This window comes from Streptomyces sp. XY431, assembly GCF_001279805.1.
GTDB lineage: Bacteria > Actinomycetota > Actinomycetes > Streptomycetales > Streptomycetaceae > Kitasatospora > Kitasatospora purpeofusca.
On the sequence record NZ_LGDO01000474.1, the window covers coordinates 1 to 25909 of the forward strand.

The window sequence follows — 25909 nt, forward strand, 5'->3', positions numbered from 1 at the left end:
GCAGCACAGTGATGCACTGTGTAGAGTCAGTGTTGCAGGCACACCCCAGATGTTCGACTCTCTTGCGGGCGTTGTGCGATCAAGGAAATCCCCTCCGGCATTCCATGGAAGGATCGGGGACATGCCCATCGAGTTGCGTGACCACCAGATCGAGGCGGTTGACGCGATCATTCGCGCGCTGGACATCCCGCCGGGCGGGGTGATTCCGGCGAACGGGCTGCGGGCGCAGATTCACGCGGCCTGCGGGACCGGGAAGACGTACATCTCGGCGGCGGCAGCCCGGCGGCTCGTCCCGCGAGGCCGCACGCTCGTCCTGGTGCCGACGCTGGCCCTGCTGGGCCAGACCATCAAGGCGTGGCGGGAGGTCGGGCACACGGGGCCGGCGGTCGCCGTGTGCTCGATGGAGGACGACGTCGAGCTGTGGTCCATGGACGTGCGGTGCACCACCAACCCGATCCGGCTCGCGATGTGGCACGGCTCGGGGCCGGTCACCATCTTCGCCACCTACAGCTCGCTCGGGGTACTGGCGGAGGCCTTCGAGGGCGCCTACGGCAAGGCGCTGGACCCGCTGGACCTGGCCGTGGTCGACGAGGCCCACCGCACCAGTGGGAGCTTGGGGAAGGCCTGGGCCGACATCCACCACCAGCACGTCATCCCGGCCGCGCGGCGGCTGTACGCGACGGCGACTCCGCGCATCTGGCAGGAAAGGCCGGTGCCGTCGTGGGAGCTGCGCGAGGGCCAGCGGCACGAGCGGATGCCGGAGGAGATGGCCGCGTCCATGGACGACGAGGCGATCTTCGGCCCGGTCGCCTGGAAGCTACCCCTGTCCGAGGCGGTCAAGCGGGGTCTGCTGGCGCGCTACCAGATCATCGTGGTGGAGCTGACCGACCCGGTCGTCACCCCGGAGAAGCTCATGAGCCAGGAGAAGCGCAGCGAGGAGATCCGCGGGCAGCGGCTCGGCGCGCTCCAGGCCGCCATGCTCCACACCATGGCGCAGCACGGGTTGCAGACGCTGATCACGTTCCATCACCGGACCATAGAGTCTCAGGCGTTCGCGGAGGGCCTGCCGAAGGTCGCTTCCCGGCTGCACGCGGCGGACCCGGAGCTGTACCCGGAGCGGATCTGGGCGAACTGGCTCAAGGGCGAGCACGCGGGTGAGCGGCGGGCCCGGGTGCTGGCGGAGTTCGGGCGCTCGGCGCGGCGGGCGGTGCTGTCGAACTGCCGGGTGCTGGGTGAGGGCGTGGACATCAGGGCCGTGGACTCGGTGGCCCTGCTGGACCCGAAGGGCGCGCCGCACGACATCGTGCAGGCGATCGGGCGGGCGCTGCGGCAGAAGCCGAATGAGGGGAAGCTGGCCAGTCTGATCGTGCCGGTATTCCTCAAGGAAGGTGAGGCGCCGCAGGACATGTTCACCTCCGGGAGTTACCGGCCTTTGGTGAACGTGTTGCAGGCTCTGCGGGCTCACGATGAGGAGGCCGTTGAATTGTTGGCCATTCCGCAGGTGGAGCAGAAGGCCGAGGTGGAGCCGTCCACGGATATCGGTCCGGAGCCGCAGGAGGGCGAGCAGGAAAGCCGGATGCTGCTGCGTTTCTCCGCTCCTCGTGACCCGGTGATGGTCGCGCGGTGGGTTTCGTTCAACGTGATCGACACGGAGCGCCAGGACTGGGCCCGGGGGTGGGCCGCGGCGGAAAAGTACTACAAGCGGGAGGGGCACCTGCGGGTGCCGTTCGACCACCGCGAGGAGACCCGGGCCGGGCTGGAGGCGCACCAGCGGTACCCGCTGGGGCACTGGGTGAGCGAGCAGCGCAAGGCGTACGCGGCCGGTCAGATGGAGGGCAAGCGCATCGAGCGGCTGGAGTCGCTCGGGATGGTGTGGGATCCGCTGGACGCCGCGTGGGAGGAGAACCTGGCCGCCGCCCGCGAGTACTTCGAGCACCACGGCACCCTTGCCGCACCCCGTACCGCCACCGCTCTGGACAAGCCGGTCGGGCAGTGGCTGTCCAACCAGCGCCGCCCCGGCGTCCTGGCGGACCGCCCGGACCGGGTCCAGGCGCTGGCCGAGATCGACCCGGACTGGAACCCGGCGTGGCCGCTGGACTGGCAGCGCCACTACGCCGCCGTCGCCGACTGCCTGGACGGCGGGGCGCAGCTGGCGGATCTGCTGCCCGGGGTGACGATCCACGGGTTGGACGTCGGCCGGTGGCTGGAGCGGCAGCGCCAGCACATCGTCTGGCAGGGGCTGATGGATGAGCAGCGCGAGCGCCTGGCCGCGCTCGGCGTCGAGCCGCTGGCGGCCCCGGCCGAGGAGGCGGTGCCGAAGAAGAAGGCCGGCGCCGGGAAGGTGAGCGCTTTCGACCGGGGCGTGGCCGCGCTCGCCCAGTACCGGGAGCGGACCGGGTCGGTGACCGTGCCCCGGGCCCACGTCGAGGAGCTGCCCGACGGCCAGGGGGGCACGGTGGAGGTGAAGCTCGGGGTGTGGATCTCCAACACCAAGAGCCGCCGGGCCAAGCTGACCGAAGCACAGCTCGACCAGCTCACCGCCCTCGGTCTCGACTGGCGCTGACCCGCCCGGCCATCGTGCCCGCTGGAGACCCCCCAGGCCGTCTCGGGCCCCTCTGCCCGCCGTGTCCTAGGAACGCGGCGGGCAGAGCCGTTTCCACCTCCTCCAGCGGCCTTCCAGGGCCGCCCGCGCTCCCGCGCCGCCCCTCACCACGCGCGGCCGGCACCAGCCGGACGCCGAAGAAGAAAGGCCCGCCGCAGGCGCCGAACCCTACCGACCAACGACAACTGCCACCACAACTACAACTACAAGGACCAAAGAAGAAGGAAGGAAGGGTTGTCGGGGTGGTGAGTTCGACCTTTCCAGCCACTCACCGCCTACCCTGACCTGCGACTTTGCCCGGATCTCGGGCGCAGCGGATGGGAGGGTCGGCCGCTGGTTGGCGGACGGGTTCTCACCACCGGTTGTCGGGCCGGTTAGTGCGCCTGTTGTCGGATCGTGATCGCAGGGGCCTCTGCTGGTGAGAAATCCGGTGAGAACCGCGGGCTTCCATGCGGTGCCCACTGCCACCAGGGCGGCGGGCACCGACCTTGAAGGAGCCCCTCGATGGCGATGCCGCCTGAGATCGACCACGCCGTGGTCGCCGCGCTGTTCCAGTTCCGGATGGCCACCGCCGAGCAGCTGCGCGTCCTGCACACCCCGGACGCCGGCGTCGAGCAGATGCGCCGGCGCCTTCGCCGCCTGCACAAGGAGGGCCTGGTGGACAGCGTCGTCCTCCCGCAGGCCGGGAAGCTGCAGGCGTGGTTCCTGACCGAGCGCGCCGTGCGGATCGCCGCGACCTTCCCCGAGCTGGAGGGGGTGGCCTCCCCTCCGCTGCCCGAGGACAAGAGCGCGGCACGGCTGCGGCTGGGCCACGTCCTGGCCGTCGTGCGCACCCACGTCGCCTTCGTGGCCGGCGCCCGCGCGCGGGGGGACGAGTGCGCGCCGCTGGACTTCCTGCCCGAGGTCTACCACCGCTTCGGCGAGGGCCCGGGAGGGACGGTGATCCCCGACGGCCTGCTGCACTACTCGAAGAAGGGGCCGGACCGGGTGCTGCACCGGGCGTTCGTCGAGGTCGACCGCGGCACCATGGCCAGCGAGAAGCTCGCCGCCAAGCTGATCGCCTACGCCCGCTTCCACGAGCACCAGCCGGTCCCGGCCCACCTGCGCCGCACCTCGCACTCGCAGAGCGTCCTGCCGACCTGGCAGCAGCGCTACCCGGCCTTCCCCAGGCTGCTGTTCGTCCTGGCCGACACCGGCGAGCAGGCAGCCCGCCGACGGGTGCGCGACCTGCAGGCCATCGCCGACGCCCACCCGATGGTCACCCGGATGCTGGCGCTGATGCGCGTGAAGGCCGGCGCGGCCCGCCTGGCCGACCTGGAGCAGCACGGCGTCAACGCCCCGGTGTGGCACTCCATCGGCGACCACACGCGGGCCCAGTGCGGGGCCTGGGAGCTGTAGTCCTGCACGGCGGCCCGGCCCGCGCCGCGCCGGGCTGGCCCGGGCCTCCAGGTCGCCGTCAAGGTGTCCGGCCCCGGCATCAAGAGATCCGTCAAGGTGTCCGAGGCCGTCTCCAAGGTTGGAGGCCGGCCATCAAGGAGTCCGTCAAGGTTGGAGGCTCGACCGGCCCCACCTTGGCCGGGGCCGTTACATGATCGTTGCGACAGGAGGGGTGGATCGCCAAGGGATCCGCCAAGGTGTGCGGGGTTCAGTTCGGCGACCGCGCGGAGCACCCGGCCCCGCGCCCGCCGAAGGGCATCGTGATGACGACCGACGACAGCGCCACGCAGAAGACGAAGAGGGCCAGGGCGCGGACGGGAGCGGAGCCGGACAGCGAGACGCGGGAGGTGGAGATCACCTGGGCAGTGCTCGCCTCCTTGTTCCAGTTCCGGATCGCCACCGCCGAGCAGCTGCGCTGCCTGCACGCGCCGGACAGCGGCATCGAGAAGATGCGCAGCCGGCTGCGCGGACTGCGCGAGCGGGGCCTGGCCGAGGAGCTGGTGCTGCCCCGGTCCGGACGGGCCAAGGGCTGGTTCCTGACCGAGCACGGCGCCCGGATCGCCGCCGCTTTCCCGGAGCTGGCGGACATCCCCGCACCCCGGCTGCCCGGCGACAGGGAAGCCTTCAGGTTCACCCTGTACCACCAGCTCGCCGTCGTCCGGACCCACCTCGCGTTCCTCGCCGACGCCCGGGAGCGGGGCGACTCCTACGGACCGTTCGACCTCATCCCGGAGATGACCCACCGCTTCGCCGAGGGCAAGGAGGGCACCGTGCGCCCGGACGGTCTGCTCCACTACGGGCGCACCGCCCCCGACGGGGCGCGGGTGTCCGAGCGGGCGTTCGTCGAGGTCGACCGCGCCACCATGGGCGGGCCCCGCCTCGCCGGGAAGCTGAACGCCTACGCCCGCTACTGGGCCACCGCCCCGCTCCCGGCCGGGATGCGGGCCGGCACCATCGAAGCCGTCCAGGGCGGCCGCAAGCCGCTGTGGGAGCGCCGCTACCCGGCCTTCCCCCGGCTGCTGTTCGTCCTCACCGGCACCGGCCAGACCGGCTTCGCCAACCGCGCCACCGACCTGGAGACCGCCGCCCGCAACCCCTACGTCGCCAAGATGCTGCGCACCGTGGCGGCCGGCGTCGCGAAGCTGGAGGACCTGGAGGCCGACGGCCCCGGCGCCGACAACTGGTGGCCGCTCTCCGACCTGGACAACGGCCCCGTCCCCTGGTGGGAGCTGACCGGTACGAAGTCCTGACCGACGCCCGCCGCTCTCGCCTTGATGGCCGCCCCGCTACGCCCGGGGCGGCCATCTGTGACCGGAATCGATAGTTGGCCCCGAAGGCGGGGAAAGCAGCAGGTGAGAGCTGACTTGGGAATCGCTGGCTGGCCTCTCGGGGAATCGGTAGTTGGCCCCCTTGCTGCCCGGATTGGTCACGGACAGTTGTGGCCGGGGATCTCCTACCTCTGATCGACCTGGCGGGTGAGGCTTCGGGCGTAGTCGTCTAGGGCCAGCCGCAGGGCTTTCCAGAAGGGGGTACCGTAGGGCTTGTGGATGCATTCCAGGGTGGTGTGGGGCGACCGGCCGACGATGATTGGCTCAAGGCCTGATTTGCCTCACTTGTCACGGATGGCACTGAGCAAGCTCGTCAGTTCCGGCGGCTGCAAGGTCTTCCAGTCGACTGGACTTTCCCCCGGGGTCATCATGTGATCATAGATGCGCTGGCACGTGATGATGGTATTTTCTGCCACGAATTGCAAACCCTCCCAATCGCTGACATCAAACACCTCGCCGTCAACGAGATCTAGCGGAAAGAAAGCAACTGGCCAGCGATTAAACCTTGCATTCTCTAGCGATGCCCGCATATGAGACAGGTGCGATGTAACGCCGATTACAGCACTTGGCTTTCCTTCAAGGAAATCGAACCCAGGGGGTCCAGAGTACCGGGAGAACGCCGCATCCCGTTCCTCCCGTGCTAGATCCCAGATGGCTGAAAATGCCTGCACGAGGGTGGCGATTCGCTCATCGAGGATCCTCGCCTTTGTCGCCCTGATCTCGTCTTTAAATTCCAACCTGAAGTCTTCCAGGCTGGTCAGAGTGAGATTTGTATTCTCAGTGGCACGGATTGCTCCGGACTGGAATCCTTTCTCGGAGAAAACAAATCCCCGGTCAGCCCCGACGTCATTCACGATGGACTGGAGGGTGAGAATTCTCTCTTTGGGGATTGCTCGATTCCACGCCTTGCACTCGATGACCCAAAGAATATCAATCCCAATAACTCTCATGCGGGCCGATACGTCGATGTCATGTCGACCCCGTGCGCCATCAATTGTTTCCTTGACGCGCGTTTCGAATCCAAGCTCGGACAGGAAAGAGGAAACCTTGTGCTCGTAGCTCTGCCATTCTGGCGTAATGGACAATTGGATACTCCGGTAGGTACGAGTAAGGGTGGCAGGTGTTGACTGATGAGGAAGGCTTCGCAGGTGATCATAGGCGGAGTCGGCCCTCCCGTTGATGGGTCCGACTATGTTGATCGCCGTTCGCCGGCCGTCCCAATGTGCTACTCGTTGCTTGGGATGGGGTGTGACGTGCGATTCTCTAGCGAGGCCCGCACTGACAGCTGGCGCAAATCGAGCAGAGCGCCTGATGGCCGGCCAGCCGAAGTACGCTCGCCAGCGCCGTCTATGGTCGCCCTGCGCTGGAGGCTCCGCGCGGACGCAGAAGTTGAGCCACCACTCCGCAGTCACTGAGCCGGGCCACGATGGTTGGAACCAGTGCGATGTGGTGACCTGGCAGTTTGACCCTTCGGGACACGCTTGTTGGAACTGCCTGGCCATGCTTCTTGCGACAGTCGGCGAGTTGCCATTCATGTTGGAACCAGTTCCGAACGTCCCGGGCCGCAGTGTCCGTGATGGCAGTGGTCAGACCGACTCCTGGTCCAGCTGCGGATAGCCGATCTCGGAGATGTCCTGGGCCAGGTCCGCCAAGCTGACCTCAGGGTTCAGCAACGATACGAGTTCCTGACTCAGCGGCTGCAAGGCATGGACCTGGCTCACCGCCCCGAGATCGATGGAGACCTCGTAGTAGTCCTCTGCGAAACGCTGGAACGCTTCCGGAGAACGGTCGACCAGGAGGCCGAACAGGCTCGTCGCCCCGTCAGGATCGACAGCACCCTCAGGGAAGTCGATCGTCCCGTGATGCCACCGCTCGTCCGTCGACCCCCGCCACAAGCAGGCCGTCACGACCGGCACGTCGTCCTCGTCGGTGAACGCCGGCTCCTCGACGAAGCGCCCGAAGAGCTCGGGGACCTCGTCGATCACTCCTGGCCAGACCTCGCCATCGTTGCCGAAGGGGCTCATCGGCGATTCGTGATCGAACCCCTGCACATAGGCCCCGGCCGCCGAGAACACGATCGAGTACTCGTCTCCCGACCCGTTGCGCATCGACGCCATCTCCTCACCGTCGGCCCAATCGGCGTTGAAGGAGTAGTACCGGCCCTCCCAGTCCGGGCTCAGGATCGCATCGAGCATCGCCAGTGCACAGCACTTGTCCCGCAGGTCGGCGATGCTGGGGAGCTGGCGGGCTACGTCATAGACAGTCACGTGCTCATCCAACCCGACACCAGCGACACTCAAGCCCGCTGGGGCCGTCGTGAGCCCTCCAGTTCCAACATGCGTGGCCAGGTTCCAACTATCGTGGCTCGGCTCAGTCGCTCACCGCGATCGGCCTTGATGTGAGGCCGACTGCCGTTGCCCTTGGCCAACTAGCACTTCCAGTCACACCATCAAGGTGTGCGGCACCGCTCACCAACCATTTGACCTGCGGCGTTATCTTTCCGTGATATGTCTTCCAAGGTTTCCCGTCGATACCTTGGAAGACCATCAAGGTGCCTGGCCAGGGCCCGGGGCAGCCATCAAGGTGTCCTGCTCGGCTCTGGGGTGACCATCAAGGTAAGCACCGCCGCAGTCAGCGCCACTGGTAGGAGGCGCTGGTCATCGGCGCCAGCAGCAGCGGGCCGGTGGCGGGCTCGACGGCCTGTTCGACGACGGGTCCGATGGCCGGGTAGAGGTGGAGACCGGCCGCCTCGGCGAGCGGGATCCACTCCACCGGCACCCGGCCGGGGTCGTCCTGCTCGGCGGCGACCGTGTGGTGGAGCCGGTCGGGCAGGTGGGCGGTGAAGACCAGGCACCGCCGACGAAAGAGCCCGCTCTCGCCCGGGCGCCGGGTCTCCTGCTCCTGGACGAAGCGCAGCACCGGCGGCTCGGGCAGGTCGGCCAGGTCCAGGCCGAGCTCTTCCAGGAGCTCGCGGCGCAGCGCGGCGTCCGGGTCTTCGTCTTCTTCGACGAGGCCGCCGGGCAAGGAGTGCTGCACCCCGTCGGGGCGGTCGCGCCGGATCAGGGCCAGGCGGCCGTCGTGGAGGAGCACCGTGCACACCCGGGTCCGGACCGGCGCCGTCACCGGTCGGCGACCAGGTCGGTGTCGTCGGGCAGCGTCGGCAGCGGCCACGCGGCGTCGGGCGCCCAGGTCGGCCAGCCGGTGGCGAAGGGGCCGGCGTGGTTGTCGAGCATGGTGATCGCCCGGCCCTGGGCCTGCTCGACCTGGCGGTGGAGGTAGTCGTCGATTACCCCGAGGCGGCGCAGCTGGGCGTATTCGGCGCGGTCCTTCCAGTGGTGGCCGGACAGGTCGGGGGTGACAACCAGGTCCAGGCACAGGTCGAGGGTGTCGATGCCGCCGGGGCGGCGCTGGTAGGGCTTCTCGAAGTTCACGTACCACCTCAGCGGTTCCTTGGTGGTGGCGTCCTGGAAGCAGTGCACGGAGAACCACTCCCCGGCCAGGAAGTGGGACAGGAGCTCCGTGCCGGTCCAGCGGTAGGGGCCGAGCGTCCAGGTGCCGGCCGCCAGGTCCTCCAGGCCCTGCTTGCGGGTGACGTCGTCGCCGGTGCGGGTGGAGGTGATCCAGGTCGTCGGGGCCAGGCTCTCGATCCCCGGCCAGTAGGCCAGGGTCAGCACGTGGCCGGTGTCGGCGACCACCCGCTGGGGCATCGCGGTCCACACGCGGTCGGCGTGGACGTCGCGGCGGATGACGGTGGTGCCGGGCTGGAACAGTTCGGTGTCGGTCACGGCAGCAGCCTTCCCGGTGCCGGGGCCGGGAAGTCCGCTCGAAGGTGTGACAGCGGGTCAGGGCTTGGGGAAGCCGTGGCGGCCGGCTGCCCAGGCGTTCGGCGGCTGCGGGGCCTCCAGGCGCTTGCGCAGTTCCTGGACGGCTTGCTCGAGCTCCTCGCGGTCGGTGGCGTTGACCGGGCCGTCCAGGAAGGCCGAGACGTCGGCGAAGAGGCCGTCCGCGATCCGGCCGGCGCACAGCTGGACGCGCTGGTGCGGCCAGTGCGTGTCGATGCCGATCCACCAGCCGTCCGCTTCGTGGACCAGGCGCAGTTGCGAGGGCAGGTGTCCGCGGAGCACTCGGGCCTGGTTCTGCCAGCCGCACACGTCGATGATCCACTCGGCCACCGGCTCCGGTCCGTACTGGATCGGCTGTGCCATCGGTCCCCACCCCTCCCGCGTCAGTGGGCCGAGCCTATCCGGCCGGGCCGTCGAGCGGACCGGAACGGCCGGTCATTCCGGCAGGCCGGGCGGCCGGCCCCACGTCGCGCGGGCGGGCTCGTGGTGGTGCGTACGACCATGCCGCCCGGGGAGAGGTGCTCGCTGGACCTTCTCTGCACCAACCTCGGCTCAGGTCAGTTCAACGAATCGGTGCACGCGAAAGGACGTGAGGTGGTCGGGCTCGATGCTTGCCGAGTCCACCCGGTAGCGGCCGGCACCGAGAGTGAGGGCGGTGCCGTCCGTGAGTGTTCCGACCTCGGTGCCGTAGTAGGCGGCGTCGAACATGACCAGCTCGCCGGGGGTGTGCAGCACGGGTCCTTCGTCCCAGTCGGCGCTGGCAATCCCGGCCGTGATGATGTCAGGGACGCCTTCCTCGGTCTCCGCGTAGTACCAGCGGACGAGGACCCGGTGCTCGGGAAGGTAGGCGGTGGAGAGCGGTTCGTCCCCGAGGACGAGCGCTGCGGCTCCGTCAGGCAGTTCGAGAACACCGACGAGATCCATCACCTCGCAGGCCCGGTCGTAGTCGCCCTCCGTCCCCGACCACTGCGACAGAGCGTCGCGTGGAACCACGACGAACGGGCCGCCCTCCGTGTCCAGCCACGTCAAGGACATGCCGCCTCCAGCTCGAAGATCTCCATCACGTCGCGACAGCGTATGCGCCGGATCGGACAGGGTGACCTCGCGCCTGCGGCGGTCGGGGGTGCGCGGTGACGAGCATCGCAGAGCTGACCAAGCTGGCGACTTTCGGCTCGACCTGGGCCGTACTGGCCGTCGGTCACAACGTCGCGGACCACGTCTTCGGCCAGAGCGACCACCACGCCGCGAACAAGGGAGCCCCGACGGCCGAGGACGTGGCCGCCGGGGCGGCCTCGGTGGCCTGCTCCCACCCGACGTCCACCGTCCACACCACCCGGAACCAGCGCAGCAGATCGAAGGCGTAACTCCGGCACGTCAGCGGACTCACGTCCCCCAGCAGCCGATCGCGCAGGTAGGCGCTGACCGGCGCAGCGGGCTCGGCGGGGGCGCCCGGGCGGCGGCGCCTGGTCGAACGTGTCGTCATGCCGAAGGCTCTGCCCACCTCCTGCGGCGCTCCAACCGGACAGCCACCCGGACGGAGCAGGCCCGGGGCCGGTTAGAACGGCATCTGTCCCGTTCTAACCGGCCCGTGACCTGCACAGATCACGGAAACTCACCGGCCGCCCCCTCCTGGGCCGGGCAAACTCACCGGGGCCCGGGAGCGAAACTCACCGGCCCTGTTCATGGAACTCACCGGTCGGACGGCGAAACTCCCCACCGCAGGTCAGGGGCCTCTGCCGGAGAGCAGCGGGCAGTTCAGGAGCGGCGCCACCAGGAACGGCTGTGCTTGGGCTCGGCGGCCGCGGCTTCGACGGCGGCGTGCTCGCGCTCGGCCTCCTGGCGGGCCTGCTGGTCGGCGTCGGCCTGGCGGCAGTCGGCGCACAGCCTGTCGTCGTTCCATGCCTTCTCCTTCTCGGCCCACCTCTCGTCCGAGAACTTCGCCCCGCAGCGGCGGCAGGCCGGGCGGCGACGCTCGTGCTCCTCCTGTTCCCGCTCCCGGCGGGCCTGCTCGGCGGCGGCCCGCTCGATGCGCAGCAGCTGGTCGCCGTCCGGGTTGTCGAGCGCGGCGTCGAGGGTGTGCCAGCCGAGGCGGCCGAACCGGCGCCAGATCGCAGCGTCGGCCCCACGGGCACGCAGCAGCGGCAGGGTGGTGGCCACCACCGGCAGCGCGTGGTGGTAGTCGCGGGCGGTGATGCCGTCCTCCCGGTACGGCGGCGCGTACCAGGTGGCCTCGGAGTCGGTCTCCACCGTGTAGATGCGGCGCAGCAGCCGGCGGTGGTCGGTCTTGGCCTTCTCCTTCTTCTGCTCGTCGGTGAGCGGAGCCGTGCCGGGCCGCGGGGCGCGCTTGCGGCCGGCCTCGAAGACGAGGGCGACCGGCGGCAGGCCCTCGCGCCTGGTCGCCGGGTAGAGGGTGGGCCACAGCCGCAGGGCGTGGGTTCGGGCGCCGGAGCGGGCCAGCGCCTTCTCGAAGGCGGCCTTCGTGGCGCCCTTCGCGGGGAGCTCGCACCAGGCGCGGTAGGTGGCGAGCTTGTCGACCAGCGTGCCGGTGCTCTCGTTCTCCCGGTCGACCTCCACCAGGAGCAGCGGCACGTCCGCGCCGGGATCGCGCAGCACCAGGTCGGCGAAGAGCGAGCGGCGGCCGGGCAGCGGGTGCTCGAACTCGGTCGAGAACGCGCCCAGGTGCCCGATGCCGCCCTTGGCGAGGAGGCCGGCGGTGGCGGCGACGTCCAGGGCGTGCTCGGAGAACACCGCCGCCGCTCCCTCCCGCTCCGGACGCAGTGCCGACAGCTTGGCCCCGGCCGGAAGCAGCGTGGCGGCTTCGCGGCGGCCGGCCGCGGTCAGGCACCACAGCTTGCGCCCGTCCGGCAGCCGCAGTTCCTCCCGCACCCTCCCCGCCTCCCGGAGGTCCAGCAGGGCGTCCCGCACCGCCCGGTCGTGTCGCTGCCCCGCGCACGCGAGCATCCAGATCTCACGAGCGGTGCAGCGCTGAAACAGAGCCAGTGCCACCAAGACCCCCGCTCGCACCGACGACGTCGAACCCCTCTTCCAGCGCACATCAGCAGCGAGCAGAAGAGGGTTGTCGCCACGCCCCGCACCCCTTACCCGGGGCCGCTGACCTGCCGGAACGCGCGCATCGACGGGGACGGCCGTGGAGGTGCGGGCGGAGGTGCCCGTGGGGGTGGCCGCGGGCAGGTTGTCCCGGCCGGGCAAGGCCTCGCCCAAGGGCTCCGGCCGGTGGTGGGCGGCGGCCTGGCCGCCGCCGTCGTCGTGTGGGTCGGGTTGGGCAAGCGCAGTAGCGGTCATCGAGGTGGCCTTCCGTCAGCGGGAGGCCGGGGCGGACGCGGCAGCCAGCCCCGGCATCCGGGCGCTCGCCCGGGTGCCGCCGACCCTGCACACCGGCCCCTTGTCCGCGGTCTGACCGCACCCCTTGACCAAGCCCCCTTGTCCTGCCCGAATTGCCCCGGTCAAGGACCTTGTCCTCCAGGTTTGTCCGTGACCGGGATCACCCGTGGACGGGAGGAAGCGGCCTCGCCGGACCGGCGGCGGCGAGGCCCTGATCGAGCGCCAGACGTAGCAGGGTGAGGGCGTCGGCGGGGTTCGCGGACAGCAGGGGGATGTTGTCGGCGGCGTCGGCGACCGGGCGGCCGGAGACGAGGGCGATCCAGTTGCCGTCCTCGTCGTAGACCTCGACCCAGCCGGCCAGCCGCCCGCGGTGTTCGAGGGCCTGGACCGTGGGTGCGCTCGGCCAGGTGAGGTGGACCAGGCCGTCGCCGAGCGCGTAGTCGCGGTGCGGGTCGCCCAGGCCGCGCAGGGTCGGCGGCGTGCGGCCAGCGGCGGTTGCGAGTGCCAGGTCCGGCACCGGCACCCCGTCGGCCGCGGCCGGTGCCGGTGCCGGCGCGGAGGACAGGGTGGTCGAGGCGGCGGCCGGTGCCGGTGCCGGCGCGGAGGACAGGGTGGTCGAGGCGGCGGCGCGCAGGAGGAGGACGTCGAGAGCGAGGTCTGCGGTGGGGAAGGTCCGGGGGCGGCCGAAGCGGTCGGCGACGAACCGGCCGGGGCGGCCGTCCCCCTGGTGCTCGACGGTGATCCAGCCGCCCAGGCCCCATGAGCCGTCCGGAAGGCGGCAGGTCCAGCCCTTCGGTGTGCCGTCGTGCAGCAGCAGCCGCACGCCGGGCGCGCTCCAGGTCGCCAGCTCCCAGCCGGCGCCGAACGTCACCGCCAGGTCGTCCAGCCGGTCGGACGCGCCGAAGCGGGCGTAAGGATCGGCAACCGCGGTGCGCAGCGGTGCGTTCGCGTCGGCGGAGGCGGGGCCGGCGGCCGCGGCTCCGCCGGTGGTGTTTTCGCCCCGGGGTGTAACAGGCGCGGGTCCGGCGACGTCCGCGGCGGTCGGGGTTTCCTCCCGGGGTGCAACGGGTGCCGACGTTCCCGGTGGCACGGCGGGTGTCTTTTCGTCCCGGGAGGAAAAACCCGCCGGACGGGCCGCGCCGACGGCCTCGAGGGTGCCCTGTGCCGCGGTCGTTTCTCCCCGGAGTGATTCACCTGCCGATGCGTCCGCCGCTCCCGGGCCGGCGGTGACGGCGGACGGAGCGGGTGCGGTGGCCGACCGCGCGTCGCCCGTCCCGGAGGCGACTTGGTGAACCGTCGCGATTTCGCCCCGGGGGGATTCGCGGGGTCCGGCAGTGGGCTGTTCGGAGGCGTCGGCCAGGGCCGGGTGCCCGGCACGCAGCCGCTCGACCAGCTCACGGTGGCGCCGTGTCACGGCGGCGGCGGCGTCGAGGACGGCGGCCAGGGCCTTGTGCGCAAGGGCTGGGTCGGTGTCCCGGGCGGCGCGGTCGAGCCGATGCAGCAGCAGCCGGTCGGCTGCCGCGAGCTCCTCGCTCAGGGTGAGGAGCTCGGACGCGGCCGGGTCGTCGGCAAGGCCGTCGGGCAGGCCCGCGGGCAGCCGTGTTTCGCCCCGGGTTGTTTCGGCGGCTTCGGCGAGGGCCCTGGTCTGCTTCTCCTTCTCGCGGGCGCGGTCGGCTTTCGAGGAGCACGCCTTCGAGCAGTACTTCGGCCGGCGGCCCTTGCCGCCCCACAGCAGCTCCGTGGCGCACACCGCGCAGACCGGCGCGCCGAACAGCATCGGCTCGGACGCCTCGGAGGCCGCATTAATCCCCGGGGAGAAACTCATGATCGAGAGGCTACCTCCGCGGCCGACGCCGTTTCGCCCCGGGGCGCTTCCCCTCCTCGGTTGCAGCCGAGGCCGGGGCCGGGAATTTCGCACCGCTCCGAAAAGTCCCCGCCGGCCGACCGCGTCCGGGCTGTCCCGCACCAGCACGTCCTTGGCCAACGTGTTGTCCCCGCCGCGCAGCGGGTTGTCCCGCACCGCGCATGCGCAGCGGGCGCTGCGCAGCGAAGGCCAGCGGGCTGTGCAGCGCTGCGGCGGGTGCAGCAAGGGCGGCCCTTGCTGCACCCACCGCTGCCCGTGACCGACCGGGGCCCACAGCGGTTGCACCCGGCATGACGACGCCGCTGTCCTCACCACCACTGCGCTCCGACCCCCATGACACCAAAGCCCCCGGTGGCGAGGAACAGGCGCAGCATTCGGCCGAGCTGGCGGCGCTGCACCGGGCCGCCGACGCGGGAGAGGCGGCGGCCGCGTGGGTGCGCGAGCTGGCCGGCCGCCAGAGCAAGGAGGATCACGCCCGGGCTTTGGAGCGGGTGGCCGACGCGGTCGTCCGGGTGAGCGGCCGCGAGATCGTCCCCGGCAGCGACGGCCTGCTGACCGAGGAGCTGCGCTACACCCTGGCGGCGGACGCGGTGCTCGGCGCCTCGCACACCACCGGCACACTGCCCGAACTCCACGACGGCGAGAGGATGCCGCTGGCCGCCGTCTGCGCGATCGCCGCCGCCCTCCCGTCCTGCGTACTCGGCGACCTGGCGGCCGAGCTCACCGCGCTCACCGGCGACCTGGCAACCGCCACCGAGGCCGGCCGGACCGCCACCGCCGCCGGCACCGCCCGCGCGTGCCCCGCCCGGCGGCCCAGGACCCTCGGCGCCGACCACGCCGATCCGCTCGACCGCCTCGCCTACCGGCGCGTCTTCGACCGCGCCGCCGAGGCCTTCGAGATCGCCCTGCATTACCAGGGCGACGACGGCGAGCTGGCGCGCGCCCAGGCGCTGCACAACGCCCTCGCCGCCGCCGGCCTCGGCATCGCGGCCGCCGCCCTGTTGCGAGTGGCCGACGATCCCGCGCTCGGCCTCGACCCCGACCAGTGGGAGCACCTGCACCGCATCGCCGCCGAACTGAACGTGCGCGTGGTCGAGGACCTGGGCGGCGCGAACGGCGACGGCACCACCGCTCCCACGCGGCCGCGACCGGCGTGACACCGCCTCCGCCCACCCGCCGGGCCCGGCGGGCACTCGGGCCCGGCGCCGACCGCGTCCTCGCCGACACCGTCCGAACACCCCGCACCCCGCCGCCCTGGTCACCGGCCGCCGTCGCGGGCGCGCTGCGCGCCGAGCTGGAGCGGTTCGAGGCGACGGCCGAGCCGTGGCGGGACGCCTTCGACGGCCTGGACGAGGACGTCCTCGCCGAGGCCGCGAGCGAGGCCCGCGCGTTCGGCGCCGATCCGGCGGCCGCCGTCGACCACCTGGTGAGCGAGCTCCGGCAGCGGCTCGCCGACTGGCAGGACGCGATCGGCGAGCTCGGGCGCGAGCTCACCGCGGCCGCGCAGGACCGGCCGCTGCCCGAGTGGGCCGCCGACGCCGGCCGCACCGAGGACGTCCACCGGCGCCGGGCCCGCCAGGCACTGCTGGAAGCGATCGCCCGCCACCACCACGGCCCGGTGCCCGACGAGGAACCCGACGACAAGCCGTGGTGATCACCGGCGTCCCGGGACGCGGAAGAATGGGGCGGGTGACCAGCACCCAGCCCCTGCCCCGGGGCCTCACCTCCCTGATCCCCGACGCCCGCACCCGGGCCACCCCCGGCGAGCGCGCCGCCTCCCAGCTCCTCCACCTCCACGAGGCCACCGTGCCGGTGCCGGTCCTCGCCGCAGCCGCCGAACTGATCGCCCCCCAGCTCACGGACCCGGACCCGGCGACCCGGGAAGCGGCCACCGCCGTCCACGCCCGACTGCTCGCCGCGATCGACGGCGCCGCCCCGGGTCGGTAGCCGGCCCGATGTCCCAGCTCACCGCTACATCCGCTGACCAGGCATAACAGGGTGGAACAGTCCTAGACCCGTCCCACCCCGGCCCGACCGGCCCAAGTCTCTGCGGCTTCGAGGGGGTGGAGTCGTCGAACGGGGGAAGCAGGCAAGGCGTGACGACCCGCCGGCGAGCAACGGGCCGTGGTCACCGCCCGCCACCCTCCTCGGCGTCCCGCCCTTCACCGCCGGTCTGCTGACCGCCGAGGCTCCGTAGGGCCTTCCGGTCGTACTCGACGTCATCCCCGGTCCTTCTCGCACTCGCGGCTGGGCCCGGCGCGGGTGCAGGGGCCGGGTCCCGGGGAGATGTGAAGGGAGGTGGTCCGCGGGACCGGGCCGTGGGGGATCAGCGGCGCCGGGGGCATGGCGCAGTTGCTCTGGCCGGCGGCCTGGTGGTGCTGTGATGGGGCCGCCGTGCCGGGAACACTGGACCCGCCGAGCACTCGGGGACCTCACCGACCGCCCGCTGCTCGACCGGTTCGCGCCGACAGCCGGAGGCCACCCTTTACCGGTCAGGTGTGTGGACGCCCTGCCCCGCCCTGGCTCCACCGATGCCGGGCTTCGCTGCGGCTACAGGACACCGTCGGTCGGGCGGGTGCTCTCCCGGTCGAGTCGAACGGCCCGGTCGTGCAGGTCTGCGGTGCTGATGACCGCGATAGTGGCGTCGGTGACCGTGGCACTGGTGAGCACGTAGTCGCCGTGGGTGATCCGGTCGGCCGGGACGGTGGTGCCGTCGATGATCAGGTGGCCGGGGCCGGTGACCGGCTCGCCGGGGATCTCGATGGGTCCGTCGGGCGAGGCGTTGGCGAGGAAGACGTCCAGCAGCAGGGGCGGGCGCAGGTCCGACGTCGTGCGGAAGTGAGCGGGAAGCGGCCGGTGGGTGGTGACCTGGACGGCGATGGTGCGGTCGTCGTCGTAGTAGGTCACGTCGAGTTGGTCGAGGAAGTCGTCGGTGCTCTGGCGTCCGACGAGGATGCGCTGACCCGGGTCGGGCTGGGCGAGGACGGCGACGGGGATCTCGAACTCTCGCAGGTTCTCCTGCCAGGTGGGTGCGGTGGGGCGGTCCTTGCGGGTGGGATCGCGGAACACGGCTCTCTCCTCCGACGGCGTGGCGCCGGCGCGGCGCCTGTTCATCGTGGCACCGCGCCGGCACTGCGGGGGCCGATGTCGGCCAACCCGGAACTGCTTGTCCCTCAGGTCCGGCAGGTGCCCCCGGCGGCCATGGGCCGGGCTGCCGCGGGCGGGTCTAGTAGATGGTGTAGTAGACGGTCAGCGGGACCGGGTGGCAGTAGGAGCCGTCGTCCAGGAGCGCGTAGCTCTCGGGGCTGATGATCGAGTACGCGTCCCCGCGGGTCAGTCCGCCGTGGTTCCAGCGGCCTTCCCACGCGTTGCGGTCGGCCAGGCCTGACGGGCCCCAGGGCTTGTGAGTCACACCTCCGTGGTCGACGGCGTCGACCTTCCAGTAGTAGAAGATCGCGGCATCGCCGGGCAGCAGTTTGAACCCGGTACGGATGCTGATCGAGGCGTTGCCTGTCGCGTTGCCTTCCAGGTACGCCTTGCCGCAGGCGTCGTTGGACTCGGCGTAGGCGGACGGACGGGTCGACACCTTGCTCCACTTCGCCGCGGCCTTCTGCTGGGCGGCGGTGTCCTCCTGCGGCGAAGCGTCCTTCTTGACCGAGTACTGCATGCCGGCGGCGTTGGTCTTGATGACGTAGCCGTTCGCCTCGGCGACCGCCGCGTCGTAGCCGCTGAAGCTCAGGCCCCCCTCGAGGACCTGACGGGCCGGTGCCGGGGTGCCGGAGTCGGCGAGGGCCGACGGCGCGGCGGTGGCCAGCGAGGCCACCGCCAGAGCCGTCACGGCGGCGGCGGTCACGAACTTGGAAACCACGAGAATCCCCCTCCATGGAATGTGCGGTGGGACCAGCCTGAAGTAGCGGGCGCGCACCCACCGCGCGCATTCGAACCCTTGACCGAAAGTCAATCGTTCGTGGCCGAGCGACACAGATGGGAAGCACCATCAGGCCCATCCGCAGCCCCAGTCCCACCCAAGGGAGCCGCCACGGCCGTCTGCTCGGCGGTGGCGCCCGGCCCGCCGGTTCGCCGGGACGACCCCCTTCCGGGCATGTCCGGCCGTCCTGGTGGCGGGACTACGGGGCGAGGTCGATGACACGCACCGGGTGGCCCTTCCAGCGGGACGGGTCGGCGGTGGCGATCGCGCCGTCCCCGCCCTCCCGCTCGCGGCCGTCGGCAGCACCACCCCGACCCCGTCATACGTTGTGGTGAGCAAACTACGATTTGCTCACCACGGGACAGGATGTGGGCCTAGGGTGCCGACATGACCGAGCCCACCGCCGTCACCGCCGTCACCGCCCGCGTCGGCCAGCGCGGCCGCCTCGTCCTGCCCGCCCAGGCCCAACGCGCAGCGCGCATCACCGAAGGCGACCTGGTCGCCGTCCGCACCACCAGCGAGGGCGCGATCACCATCGAGCCGCTGTGGGCCGTACGCGAACGCCTGCGCGCCGACTTCGGACCACCGCTCGCCGGCCACCTTCCCCTAGGCCAGGCCCTGATGCTCACCGGCGGCCACCCCCTCCCCGAGCCCGACGACGACACCGATCCGCTGCCCGCCGAACTGCGCCCCCTGCCCTGGGACGTGCGGGGCGTGCGGGTCCTCGCGCTCGGCGAGCACAAGGTGGTGCTCACCGCCCGCGCCGTCCTCCACTGGATCGCCGCCGGCCCCGACTCCAGGGTCGGCCACTGGCTCGACCGCGCCGTACTGCCCGAGGCGGCCGTCGCCGACCTCGTCACCGTCCTCGCCCGCGCGGGCATCCACGAGCGTGCCGACCACCTGCTCAACGAGCTCACCCTCCTCGGCGTCCGCCAGGTCCGCCCCGCCGAGCACCGCGCCGCCCTCGCCGCCGACACCGCCCACGCCCTCGACCTCACCAACCGAGCGGCCGCCGGCGGGATCGACCTGACGATGCCGGACGCGCTGTGCGCAGCCGCCGCCCACCGCCTCGCCCTGCCGCTCCTTGCCGCCGACCTCCTGCCCGAGCAGGCGCCGTAGCCGTACCGGGCCCGCCCGCCCTGCACCCCGGACCCGCTCGAAGGTGTGCGGCGCGTCGATGCCGGCACCGCGCCTGTGCCGAGCGGGCCTTCGTCCGTTCCCGCAGCCGGGTCCGGCGCGGCACCAGGGCGCGGGCAGGAAGGCGGCCGGGTCCCGCGGGGACAAGGGGGGTGTCCGCGGGACCCGGCCGTGGGCCAGCAGCGCCAGGGAGGCATGGCGCGGCTGCTCTGGCCGGCGGCCCGTGGTGCTGTGGTGGGGGCCGCCGTGCCGGGAATGCTAGACCTGCGGATCGGCGATTGAACAGGGCTTTGACCTGCGAGCTTTCGGCCGCGAACATGCCATCCGGGCGCCAGGGCCCGGTACCCGCCCCTACCCGCCACCCGTCCTCGCGGCCGACACCGGCGCGCAGGATCGAAGCAGCGGAACTGCCCTCGTCACAAGGGATGTGTTTCGGTGGCCGGTGCGTCACGATGACGCGATGAACGACACCCGGGCCATGGTCGACTTCCTGCGCGACAAGTACCGCGACCGCATCCGGACCAGCGAGAGCATCCACAACGACGTGGTCACCGGCCGCATCCCCGCCCTGGACGGCGACCGCCGCAAGCACGCCGAATTCACCCTGCAGTCCGTCCACGAGGCCCAGTCGATGCTGGAGCTGTTCGAGCCCAGCATCGTGGCCCGTCTCGGCACCGCCGGACCCATGGGCGCCATCGCCGAGCAGCAGCTGCGCATCCTCGCCCGGCCGTTCCTGTAGCCCCGGCCGACGCGGTTCCCCGGCCGCGACCGCAGGGAATGAGCCGGACATGGACAAGGACCAGGAGCAGGCCGGCCCGGTCGACGCGGCGCGCGCCCGGGAACTGACCGAGCAGCTGCGCACCGCGATCGAGGACGTCCGCGCCGCCGTCCTGGTCCTCGCCCGCCGGGTCCGCGCCGCCCACCAGGCCCGGGTCTGGACCGTCCTCGAGTACCCGTCGTGACCGGTGTACGCGCTCGCCGAGTTCGGCATCGGCCGCTCCACCGCGTACCGGCTGCTCGACCTGGCCGCCGTCGCCGAGGCGATCGAGACCACCGTGCAGCACGGACTCGGGGTGTCCCACGCGTGGGACAGTACCGGCCTTATCCTGCCGGTACGCGCGGTCGTCGACCTCAAGGGCCGGGTCAGCGAACTCACCGACCTGATCGCCGAACGCCTCACCGACGCCCACCAGGAGGCCGGCGGCGCCGCGCTCCCGGCCGAGACGGTCGGCGGGATCGTCGCCGAGGCCCGCACCTTCGGCACCGATCCGGCCCGCGCCGTCGAGGAGCTGGTGCGCGGCCTGCTCGGGCAGCTGGCCCACTGGAAGGCCGCGATCGGCGAGCTGGGCCGCGAGCTCACCGCGGCCGCGCAGGAGCGGCCGCTGCCCGAGCAGGCCGCCGACGCCGGCCGTGCTCGCCGCCATCGACGGCGCGACGCCGGGACGTCAGCGCCGACGCGGCCCGCTCTGCGAGTGCGGGTCAGTGCTGGATCTGCAGCAGTTGCTGCCTGGTCCACCCTTCTCCGGACGGGGTGAGCGCGGTGATCCGGTCGTTCGCGAGGTCGACGAGGAGTTTCGGCTCGCCCTGGCCTTCGAGCAGGAGGACCTGCGGATGTCCGTCGGTCTCGGTGACGGTGGTCGCCCCGCACTGCACAAGGTGGTCACGAAAGCGATTCAGCGCCGCAGACGCCTGGGCCGGGGCGAGTTCGAGTACCTGCTGGGTGAGACCCTGGCCGGCGCCGCCGCCGGTGATCGTCGACTTGACCCAGGTCTCCACACCGGCCGCGCGCAGGCGGGCGGCCCGCAGCCCGTCCGGGGCGGTCCACGGGAATTCCGCCGGATCGCAGGAGGTGGAAGGGGCGGCGGGCGCCTTCGGGCAGCCCGCGGACAGGGTGAGCGAGGCCTCGGACCGACTGTAGGGGGCCTGGGGCCAGACGCTCTCCGGGCGCAGGAGCGTGCCTTCCGGGGCGTGGTACTCGGTCGTGCACGCAACGGCCTGCACGGAGGGTTGGGCTTTGTTTGCGGGTTCGTCGTTCGTGCAGGCGGTCAGGACGGTCAGGGCCGCGAGGGCTGCGAGCAGGGCCGGTACGGTGCGGTGGTTCATCGGTCTCCCGTGGCGGGTGGGTGCGGTGGTGGTGCGGGGTACGGCCTCGTTTCGGCCGTACCCCGCACCGGCACTGCTAGGCGTTGCGGACCTCGGAGTAGCGCTCCGGCGCGCTCGCGGTGGCCCACGTCGTGCTGGTCTGACAATTGCTGTAGGTACGGACGACACGGACGCTGAAGCGGCGTTCGATGAGGCCGTCGCGGTAGCTGACGGTCGTCCACGCCGGAACGTTCACGGTGAAGGTCTCCGTGTTCGTGACGGTCGCCGACACCGAGACGGACAGGCCGAGCTTGGCCTGGATCTCGCCGATGAAGGTGTCGACGGTGGCCGAGATCTCGGCGCTGGCGGTCGCGGTCAGCGTCCCGCTGTTGGTGCGGGCTATCGCCCGGCTGATCGAGGCCCCGGAGCTGTTCGAGATGGTGCCGCTGTCGCTCGTCTTCCAGTCCCAGCCGATCTGCTCGTAGTAGCGGTTGGTCACCGGCTCGCAGTAGTCGCTGCTCTGGCCCGGATCCACATCAGCGGCACTCGCCGGCACAGCCCCCAGAACCCCCGCCACCACAGCGCCAGCGAACATGCCGGCAACGGCCTTCTTCATCATCGGAATCCCCTCCTGAACCGACCCCAAGCAGGTCGGATACAGAGGACCCTAGGTGACAAGAGATGGAACGCAGGCGAAACTTGAGGAGTAGTTGAGGATTTCATGACAAGTGATAGACGACCCTCCAATCGGAGGCGCGGCCACCGCCAACCACAGGCGCCGCCCCGGCCGACCGGCCCGGACCTGTCCCAGCACCCCCACGACAAAACGCCCGAAGGCGACATTCCGTCGGCCGGGCCCCCTTCGGAGAGGGCCCGGCCGCCCACGCCGACCCGCAGACCGCCCCTGCCTCTGCGAGCGCCCGGCAGCAGCGGAGCGGGACCGCGACATGCGCATCCTCGCGTGCCCCAGCGGTCGGCGATCGGGGCTGCCACAAGGCACGGGAGAAGCGACGAACCCCCGGCCGGTGCTGCGGCTGGTCCGCAGCGACGACACCTGGACCCTCCGAGTCAGTCCGCGCGCAGGATCCGCGACACCTAGATGCGTGGGCGGTACCCGGGTCACCGCCCGCCAGCCGCGAACGGCGACCGGCACCCGGGGGGAGGGGCACCGGACGGCGGCGCAGGGAGCGTCCGGTGCCCGGGGCGGGCGGCCCTCGCCGGCCCCCGGTCAGGCGGTCGCCGCTTCGGCCTCGACGATTCGCTCGTGCAGTGCGGTCAGGAACTTCGGGTACCGGCCGTCGCGCCGGGCCTCGTCGAAGGCCGGGTGCTCGCCCGCCCTCTTCCAGGCGGTGCCGGCCTCCTGGCGCAGTTGCCAGAGCCGCTCGGTGAGGTCCGCCGGCCAGAACGATGTGGCGGGCGCGTCCTGCAGGCCGCCCGGCGGCGGATCGGCCGGCCAGCAGAGCCGCTCCAGCCACTGCTCCGGAGCGGGGAACCGCTCGCGGGCCTCCGCCGCGATCGCGGCGGAGAATTCTTCGACCGTGCGCTGCGCGGCCCGGGCCGCCAGTTGCAGAGCGATCAGGTCGTCGGGCACGTCAATGTCATCAGGCACAGGAGAGGAACCTACAGGGCAGGAAACCCCGCCAGAGAGCACCACGGCACTGCCATGGCCGGCCTACCCCGCCGACCACCGCCACAGTGTTTGCCCACCCGCTCAGATCTGGCGGTCCGGGTCAGAGAAGGTGAGGCCGCCGGACGAGAGGCGGCGGCGGGCCGGGGCAGGTGCAGGCACGGTGTCGCCGGGCGGCTGGCGAAAGTCGGCGCCCTGCTCGACCGGCAGCCGACGCCCGCCGGGCTGGGAAGGCAGGGGCGCGTCTGTGGTGGGCGCGGAGAAGGCGGGCAGCGCGAGAGGTCGACGGTCAGTCATGATCCACAGTCTCACAGCCCGCGTGGCCGAGGAAGGTCACATCGCTGTCACCCCTTCGAAGGCGGGACTTTGGCAGACGAGTGCACGAGCCTGAGCCGTGGACGTTGCGCGGGTACCACCTTCCTCGGAGTCGGCTCCGCGAGCGCGTGCAACATCACCCGGCCAAGCGGTCTCACGACCACAAGACGGCCGTCGGCAACGAGCACCGCGATGGCCTTCTTCACACTGGCCGGGGACGTGCCGAGCGTTTCGGCCATGCGCAGGTTCGTCATGAACAACGGATCCCCGTCGGGCGCGCCGTCTCTGTAGAGGTCCAGCACCGCTGCGGCGATCTCGCTGGCCGCGCGGGGAGTCTTCGCCCTGTCGAGCCGCTGGGGGTCCGGCTCGTACACCTCGACCGCGTTGGTGATCAACGCGAGGGGGTCATCACCGTGGAAGTCGAACCACTCCCCATGGATCCGCCGACCGGCGAAGCAGAGGTGCAGATGCTTCTCCAATCGCGGGCCGCCGGAAAATGTCGCCAGGAGGCGAAGCTCGACAGGCGATCCTGCCTGGAGGTCCACGAGCCGTCCGACCGGATCGACGCTCCGTCCGATCTTCACCGGCCGAGCGGCGGGCGACCCCACCACGTAGACGGAGTCGCTGGTCGCCGCTACCGGTCCGTCCACCACAATGCCATTCACGGCACGGTACGTTACAGAGCACCACTGACAGTGATGCCCCAGTCCAAGTGCCTGCGGCTTACTCCTGGTCGGGGACTGCCTTGATAGTGCGCCGGCGTCGGGAGTCCACGTTGCCCACCTTGCGGGGGCCTTCAGCGCGGGCGTCCGGGGTGATCTCCGGTGCCTCCAGCGCTTCCGCGACCAGACGACGGACCTCCGGGTTGGACGAGAAGAAGTACCGGGGGTTGACCCGGTAGCTGCCGGGATCCGGGTGGTCGACCAGGTGGAGCGTTTCCAGGCGGGTCAGGGCCTCGTACACGGTCGACGTCGAGGTGCCGCAGTCGTGCGCGATCTCCTCGACGTCGGCGGTGATCGGATCGAACACGGCACCATGGCTGGTCAGCCACTCCAGCACGCTCCGCTGCGAGGCGGACAGGTTGAGGGTGTAGACGGGCGGCATGCCGAGGCTGTCAGGGTCGAAGCCGCCGTGGTGGCTGTGGGTGGCCGCGCTCATCGGGTGCCTCCGGTCGTCGTGCTCCTGGCCGTGGTGGTACGGCGCGGTCGGGGTGTCTTCACAGCCGTCGCCTCCTCGGCCGTCTCCCCGAACTTGCCCTTCGCCTTCTCCTCCGCCTTCTTCTTGGCGGCGATCGCCTTGGCGTCCGGAGTGATCGGCGGCGGGTCCAACCGCCGGCACGCCTGCACCTGCGCGTCGCCGGACCCCTCCCAGAAACGCCGCGGGTTCAGCTGGTACGTCTGGCTCCGCGCGCTGGTCTTGAGCAGGATGTTCAATTTGACCAGGCGGGCGAGCGCCGTCTTCGCCGTCGTCTCGGTCGCCAGAATCGCCTTCGCCGCGTCGGCCGGAGTGACCTTCACCGCCGCCCCGGCACCACCGTTCGAGCGGACCCAGTCGATCGTCGCCCACTCCGCCCCGGACAGCGCGAGCGAGTACAGCGGCGCATCGTCCGTGTACGCGTTCAGGGTGTAGGAACCGTCCATGGTGTGCGGTGTCCGGGCCTTCGGCGCCGGAAGTACCGCCCCCGTATCCAGGTTCACCAGGGCGATGTTGCCCCTGCGAGCCATGCTGCTCCTCACCATGCCGTCGCTGTCCGAACCCCGGTACAACGACCGGTGCGCCTTGACGTTGCTAAGGGCTGGTTTTTCAGACGTTAGCTCCGAAAAACCCGACGTTAGCGGCAAGAACCTACAGGATGTGGCCCAGAAAACGCAGACTCCGTGCAGCGTGTCGAGTCACCGTCCCCTCATCAGCACCTGCGCTAACGTCGGGTTTTCTGGCCCTAACGTCTGGAAAACCAGACGTTAGGGGAGGCAAAACCGCAGGTCAGGGCATATGTCCCTTCTTAGGTAGTAAAGGCGCGCGTCACCGTCCGCGGATCCACCACGGGTGTCACCGGTACCGACGACCGGCTCGCCATAGCCGTCCGAGCGAACCCGCAGGAGTGCTGCAGCACCGACAACCGGTTGCTCTCCCTGCCCCACGGACGTCTCTTCATCAGCCGAAGCACGGACACCACAACGGCGGCGGACGATGGCTCCTCCGGGACCAAGCGGCTCGAGGTGGCGACCCGAGGACCCCCGGGCCCGAAGCTCTGACGGCACCTCCCGGGAACCGGTACCACCTCTGGCCCTCGCCAGCCCACTGGCACGTCGGTGCGGCCTGAAATTCGGCAGCGTCAGCACCGACGGAGGGGCCGCCCCCTGTGCCACCTTGCCCGCACGGCCAGACCAGCGCCATGTCAGCCG

At 71.2% G+C, this 25909-nt stretch carries 28 protein-coding genes; 11 read left to right on the forward strand and 17 right to left on the reverse strand.

Annotation, left to right across the window (positions count from 1 at the left end; genetic code table 11):
- Positions 1–121 precede the first annotated feature (121 nt).
- The 3 genes from ADK60_RS29690 (at position 122) to ADK60_RS29700 (ending at position 5289) form a co-directional block, all read left to right on the forward strand.
- The gene (locus tag ADK60_RS29690) at positions 122–2563 is read left to right on the forward strand and encodes a DEAD/DEAH box helicase (RefSeq protein WP_053649981.1); all 2442 of its coding nucleotides are present in this window, start codon (positions 122–124) and stop codon (positions 2561–2563) included.
- A gap of 543 nt (positions 2564–3106) precedes the next feature.
- Positions 3107–4000, forward strand: coding sequence for a replication-relaxation family protein (locus ADK60_RS29695; protein ID WP_053649983.1), 894 nt, complete (start codon positions 3107–3109; stop codon positions 3998–4000).
- A 302-nt stretch (positions 4001–4302) separates the two neighbouring features.
- Positions 4303–5289: a replication-relaxation family protein gene (locus ADK60_RS29700; protein ID WP_159400642.1), complete on the forward strand. Its 987-nt coding sequence runs from the start codon at positions 4303–4305 to the stop codon at positions 5287–5289.
- 359 nt (positions 5290–5648) lie between these two features.
- Here ADK60_RS29700 and ADK60_RS45160 read toward each other — a convergent pair whose 3' ends face one another.
- From ADK60_RS45160 to ADK60_RS29725, 6 genes are all read right to left on the reverse strand, one after another.
- Positions 5649–6452 (reverse strand): restriction endonuclease, encoded by an 804-nt coding sequence (locus ADK60_RS45160; protein ID WP_159400643.1) that lies wholly within the window; start codon positions 6450–6452, stop codon positions 5649–5651.
- Between the two features lie 501 nt (positions 6453–6953).
- Positions 6954–7634, reverse strand: coding sequence for a hypothetical protein (locus ADK60_RS29705; RefSeq protein WP_053649987.1), 681 nt, complete (start codon positions 7632–7634; stop codon positions 6954–6956).
- 364 nt (positions 7635–7998) lie between these two features.
- A complete protein-coding gene (locus ADK60_RS45165; RefSeq protein ID WP_159400644.1) occupies positions 7999–8457 on the reverse strand; it encodes an NUDIX domain-containing protein in 459 nt (152 codons plus the stop codon).
- A 29-nt stretch (positions 8458–8486) separates the two neighbouring features.
- Positions 8487–9152: a ribonuclease FAU-1 family protein gene (locus ADK60_RS29715; RefSeq protein WP_063783295.1), complete on the reverse strand. Its 666-nt coding sequence runs from the start codon at positions 9150–9152 to the stop codon at positions 8487–8489.
- Positions 9153–9209: 57 nt separating this feature from the next.
- Complete coding sequence (locus ADK60_RS29720) at positions 9210–9572, reverse strand: hypothetical protein (RefSeq protein ID WP_053649991.1); 363 nt, start codon at positions 9570–9572, stop codon at positions 9210–9212.
- A 189-nt stretch (positions 9573–9761) separates the two neighbouring features.
- Positions 9762–10244, reverse strand: coding sequence for an Imm21 family immunity protein (locus ADK60_RS29725; RefSeq protein ID WP_053649993.1), 483 nt, complete (start codon positions 10242–10244; stop codon positions 9762–9764).
- A 95-nt stretch (positions 10245–10339) separates the two neighbouring features.
- Between ADK60_RS29725 and ADK60_RS45170 the strand changes: the two genes are divergently transcribed.
- Positions 10340–10573, forward strand: a complete 234-nt coding sequence (locus ADK60_RS45170) for a hypothetical protein (RefSeq protein ID WP_053649995.1) — start codon at positions 10340–10342, stop codon at positions 10571–10573.
- 391 nt (positions 10574–10964) lie between these two features.
- On the opposite strand, the gene ADK60_RS43945 is transcribed toward ADK60_RS45170, so the two are convergent.
- Positions 10965–12512 carry a replication-relaxation family protein gene (locus tag ADK60_RS43945; protein ID WP_107094748.1) on the reverse strand — a complete coding sequence of 516 codons (1548 nt, stop codon included), beginning with the start codon at positions 12510–12512 and terminating at the stop codon, positions 10965–10967.
- A 199-nt stretch (positions 12513–12711) separates the two neighbouring features.
- The gene (locus ADK60_RS29745; protein ID WP_159400645.1) at positions 12712–14376 is read right to left on the reverse strand and encodes a hypothetical protein; all 1665 of its coding nucleotides are present in this window, start codon (positions 14374–14376) and stop codon (positions 12712–12714) included.
- A gap of 329 nt (positions 14377–14705) precedes the next feature.
- Between ADK60_RS29745 and ADK60_RS29750 the strand changes: the two genes are divergently transcribed.
- From ADK60_RS29750 to ADK60_RS29760, 3 genes are read left to right on the forward strand one after another with little or no spacing between them, the layout of a single operon-like run.
- Positions 14706–15572 (forward strand): hypothetical protein, encoded by an 867-nt coding sequence (locus ADK60_RS29750; RefSeq protein ID WP_159400646.1) that lies wholly within the window; start codon positions 14706–14708, stop codon positions 15570–15572.
- The gene (locus ADK60_RS29755) at positions 15569–16069 is read left to right on the forward strand and encodes a hypothetical protein (RefSeq protein WP_053650006.1); all 501 of its coding nucleotides are present in this window, start codon (positions 15569–15571) and stop codon (positions 16067–16069) included. Before ADK60_RS29750 ends, ADK60_RS29755 begins: the two co-directional genes overlap by 4 nt.
- 35 nt (positions 16070–16104) lie before the next feature.
- Entirely contained in the window at positions 16105–16362 is a 258-nt protein-coding gene (locus ADK60_RS29760; protein ID WP_053650008.1) for a hypothetical protein, read from the forward strand.
- Positions 16363–16965: 603 nt separating this feature from the next.
- On the opposite strand, the gene ADK60_RS29765 is transcribed toward ADK60_RS29760, so the two are convergent.
- Together ADK60_RS29765 and ADK60_RS29770 are read right to left on the reverse strand one after the other, a co-directional pair.
- The gene (locus ADK60_RS29765) at positions 16966–17484 is read right to left on the reverse strand and encodes a hypothetical protein (protein ID WP_053650010.1); all 519 of its coding nucleotides are present in this window, start codon (positions 17482–17484) and stop codon (positions 16966–16968) included.
- A gap of 157 nt (positions 17485–17641) precedes the next feature.
- Positions 17642–18283 carry a hypothetical protein gene (locus ADK60_RS29770; RefSeq protein ID WP_053650012.1) on the reverse strand — a complete coding sequence of 214 codons (642 nt, stop codon included), beginning with the start codon at positions 18281–18283 and terminating at the stop codon, positions 17642–17644.
- Positions 18284–18730: 447 nt separating this feature from the next.
- On the opposite strand from ADK60_RS29770, the gene ADK60_RS29775 reads away from it, so the two are divergent.
- The 4 genes from ADK60_RS29775 to ADK60_RS29785 all read left to right on the forward strand — a co-directional run bounded on the left by ADK60_RS29775 (position 18731) and on the right by ADK60_RS29785 (position 21015).
- Positions 18731–19462 carry an AbrB/MazE/SpoVT family DNA-binding domain-containing protein gene (locus tag ADK60_RS29775; RefSeq protein ID WP_053650015.1) on the forward strand — a complete coding sequence of 244 codons (732 nt, stop codon included), beginning with the start codon at positions 18731–18733 and terminating at the stop codon, positions 19460–19462.
- A gap of 478 nt (positions 19463–19940) precedes the next feature.
- Positions 19941–20219: a hypothetical protein gene (locus ADK60_RS29780; protein WP_053650017.1), complete on the forward strand. Its 279-nt coding sequence runs from the start codon at positions 19941–19943 to the stop codon at positions 20217–20219.
- 49 nt (positions 20220–20268) lie between these two features.
- Positions 20269–20442 (forward strand): hypothetical protein, encoded by a 174-nt coding sequence (locus ADK60_RS45175; RefSeq protein ID WP_159400647.1) that lies wholly within the window; start codon positions 20269–20271, stop codon positions 20440–20442.
- Positions 20443–20445: 3 nt separating this feature from the next.
- The gene (locus tag ADK60_RS29785) at positions 20446–21015 is read left to right on the forward strand and encodes a hypothetical protein (protein WP_053650019.1); all 570 of its coding nucleotides are present in this window, start codon (positions 20446–20448) and stop codon (positions 21013–21015) included.
- Here the strand turns inward: ADK60_RS29785 and ADK60_RS29790 are convergent.
- The 7 genes from ADK60_RS29790 to ADK60_RS29815 all read right to left on the reverse strand — a co-directional run bounded on the left by ADK60_RS29790 (position 20960) and on the right by ADK60_RS29815 (position 25228).
- Positions 20960–21583, reverse strand: coding sequence for a hypothetical protein (locus ADK60_RS29790; RefSeq protein ID WP_053650022.1), 624 nt, complete (start codon positions 21581–21583; stop codon positions 20960–20962). The two genes, ADK60_RS29785 and ADK60_RS29790, sit on opposite strands and share 56 nt — an antisense overlap.
- A gap of 76 nt (positions 21584–21659) precedes the next feature.
- Entirely contained in the window at positions 21660–22097 is a 438-nt protein-coding gene (locus ADK60_RS29795; protein WP_053650024.1) for a hypothetical protein, read from the reverse strand.
- 693 nt (positions 22098–22790) lie between these two features.
- Positions 22791–23171: a hypothetical protein gene (locus ADK60_RS29800; protein WP_159400648.1), complete on the reverse strand. Its 381-nt coding sequence runs from the start codon at positions 23169–23171 to the stop codon at positions 22791–22793.
- Positions 23172–23273: 102 nt separating this feature from the next.
- Positions 23274–23486: a hypothetical protein gene (locus ADK60_RS42480; protein ID WP_079008782.1), complete on the reverse strand. Its 213-nt coding sequence runs from the start codon at positions 23484–23486 to the stop codon at positions 23274–23276.
- A gap of 47 nt (positions 23487–23533) precedes the next feature.
- A complete protein-coding gene (locus ADK60_RS29805; protein ID WP_159400649.1) occupies positions 23534–24169 on the reverse strand; it encodes a GIY-YIG nuclease family protein in 636 nt (211 codons plus the stop codon).
- A gap of 58 nt (positions 24170–24227) precedes the next feature.
- A complete protein-coding gene (locus ADK60_RS29810; RefSeq protein WP_053650030.1) occupies positions 24228–24662 on the reverse strand; it encodes a helix-turn-helix domain-containing protein in 435 nt (144 codons plus the stop codon).
- Complete coding sequence (locus ADK60_RS29815) at positions 24659–25228, reverse strand: MarR family transcriptional regulator (protein ID WP_199839790.1); 570 nt, start codon at positions 25226–25228, stop codon at positions 24659–24661. Before ADK60_RS29815 ends, ADK60_RS29810 begins: the two co-directional genes overlap by 4 nt.
- Positions 25229–25909: the final 681 nt, after the last annotated feature.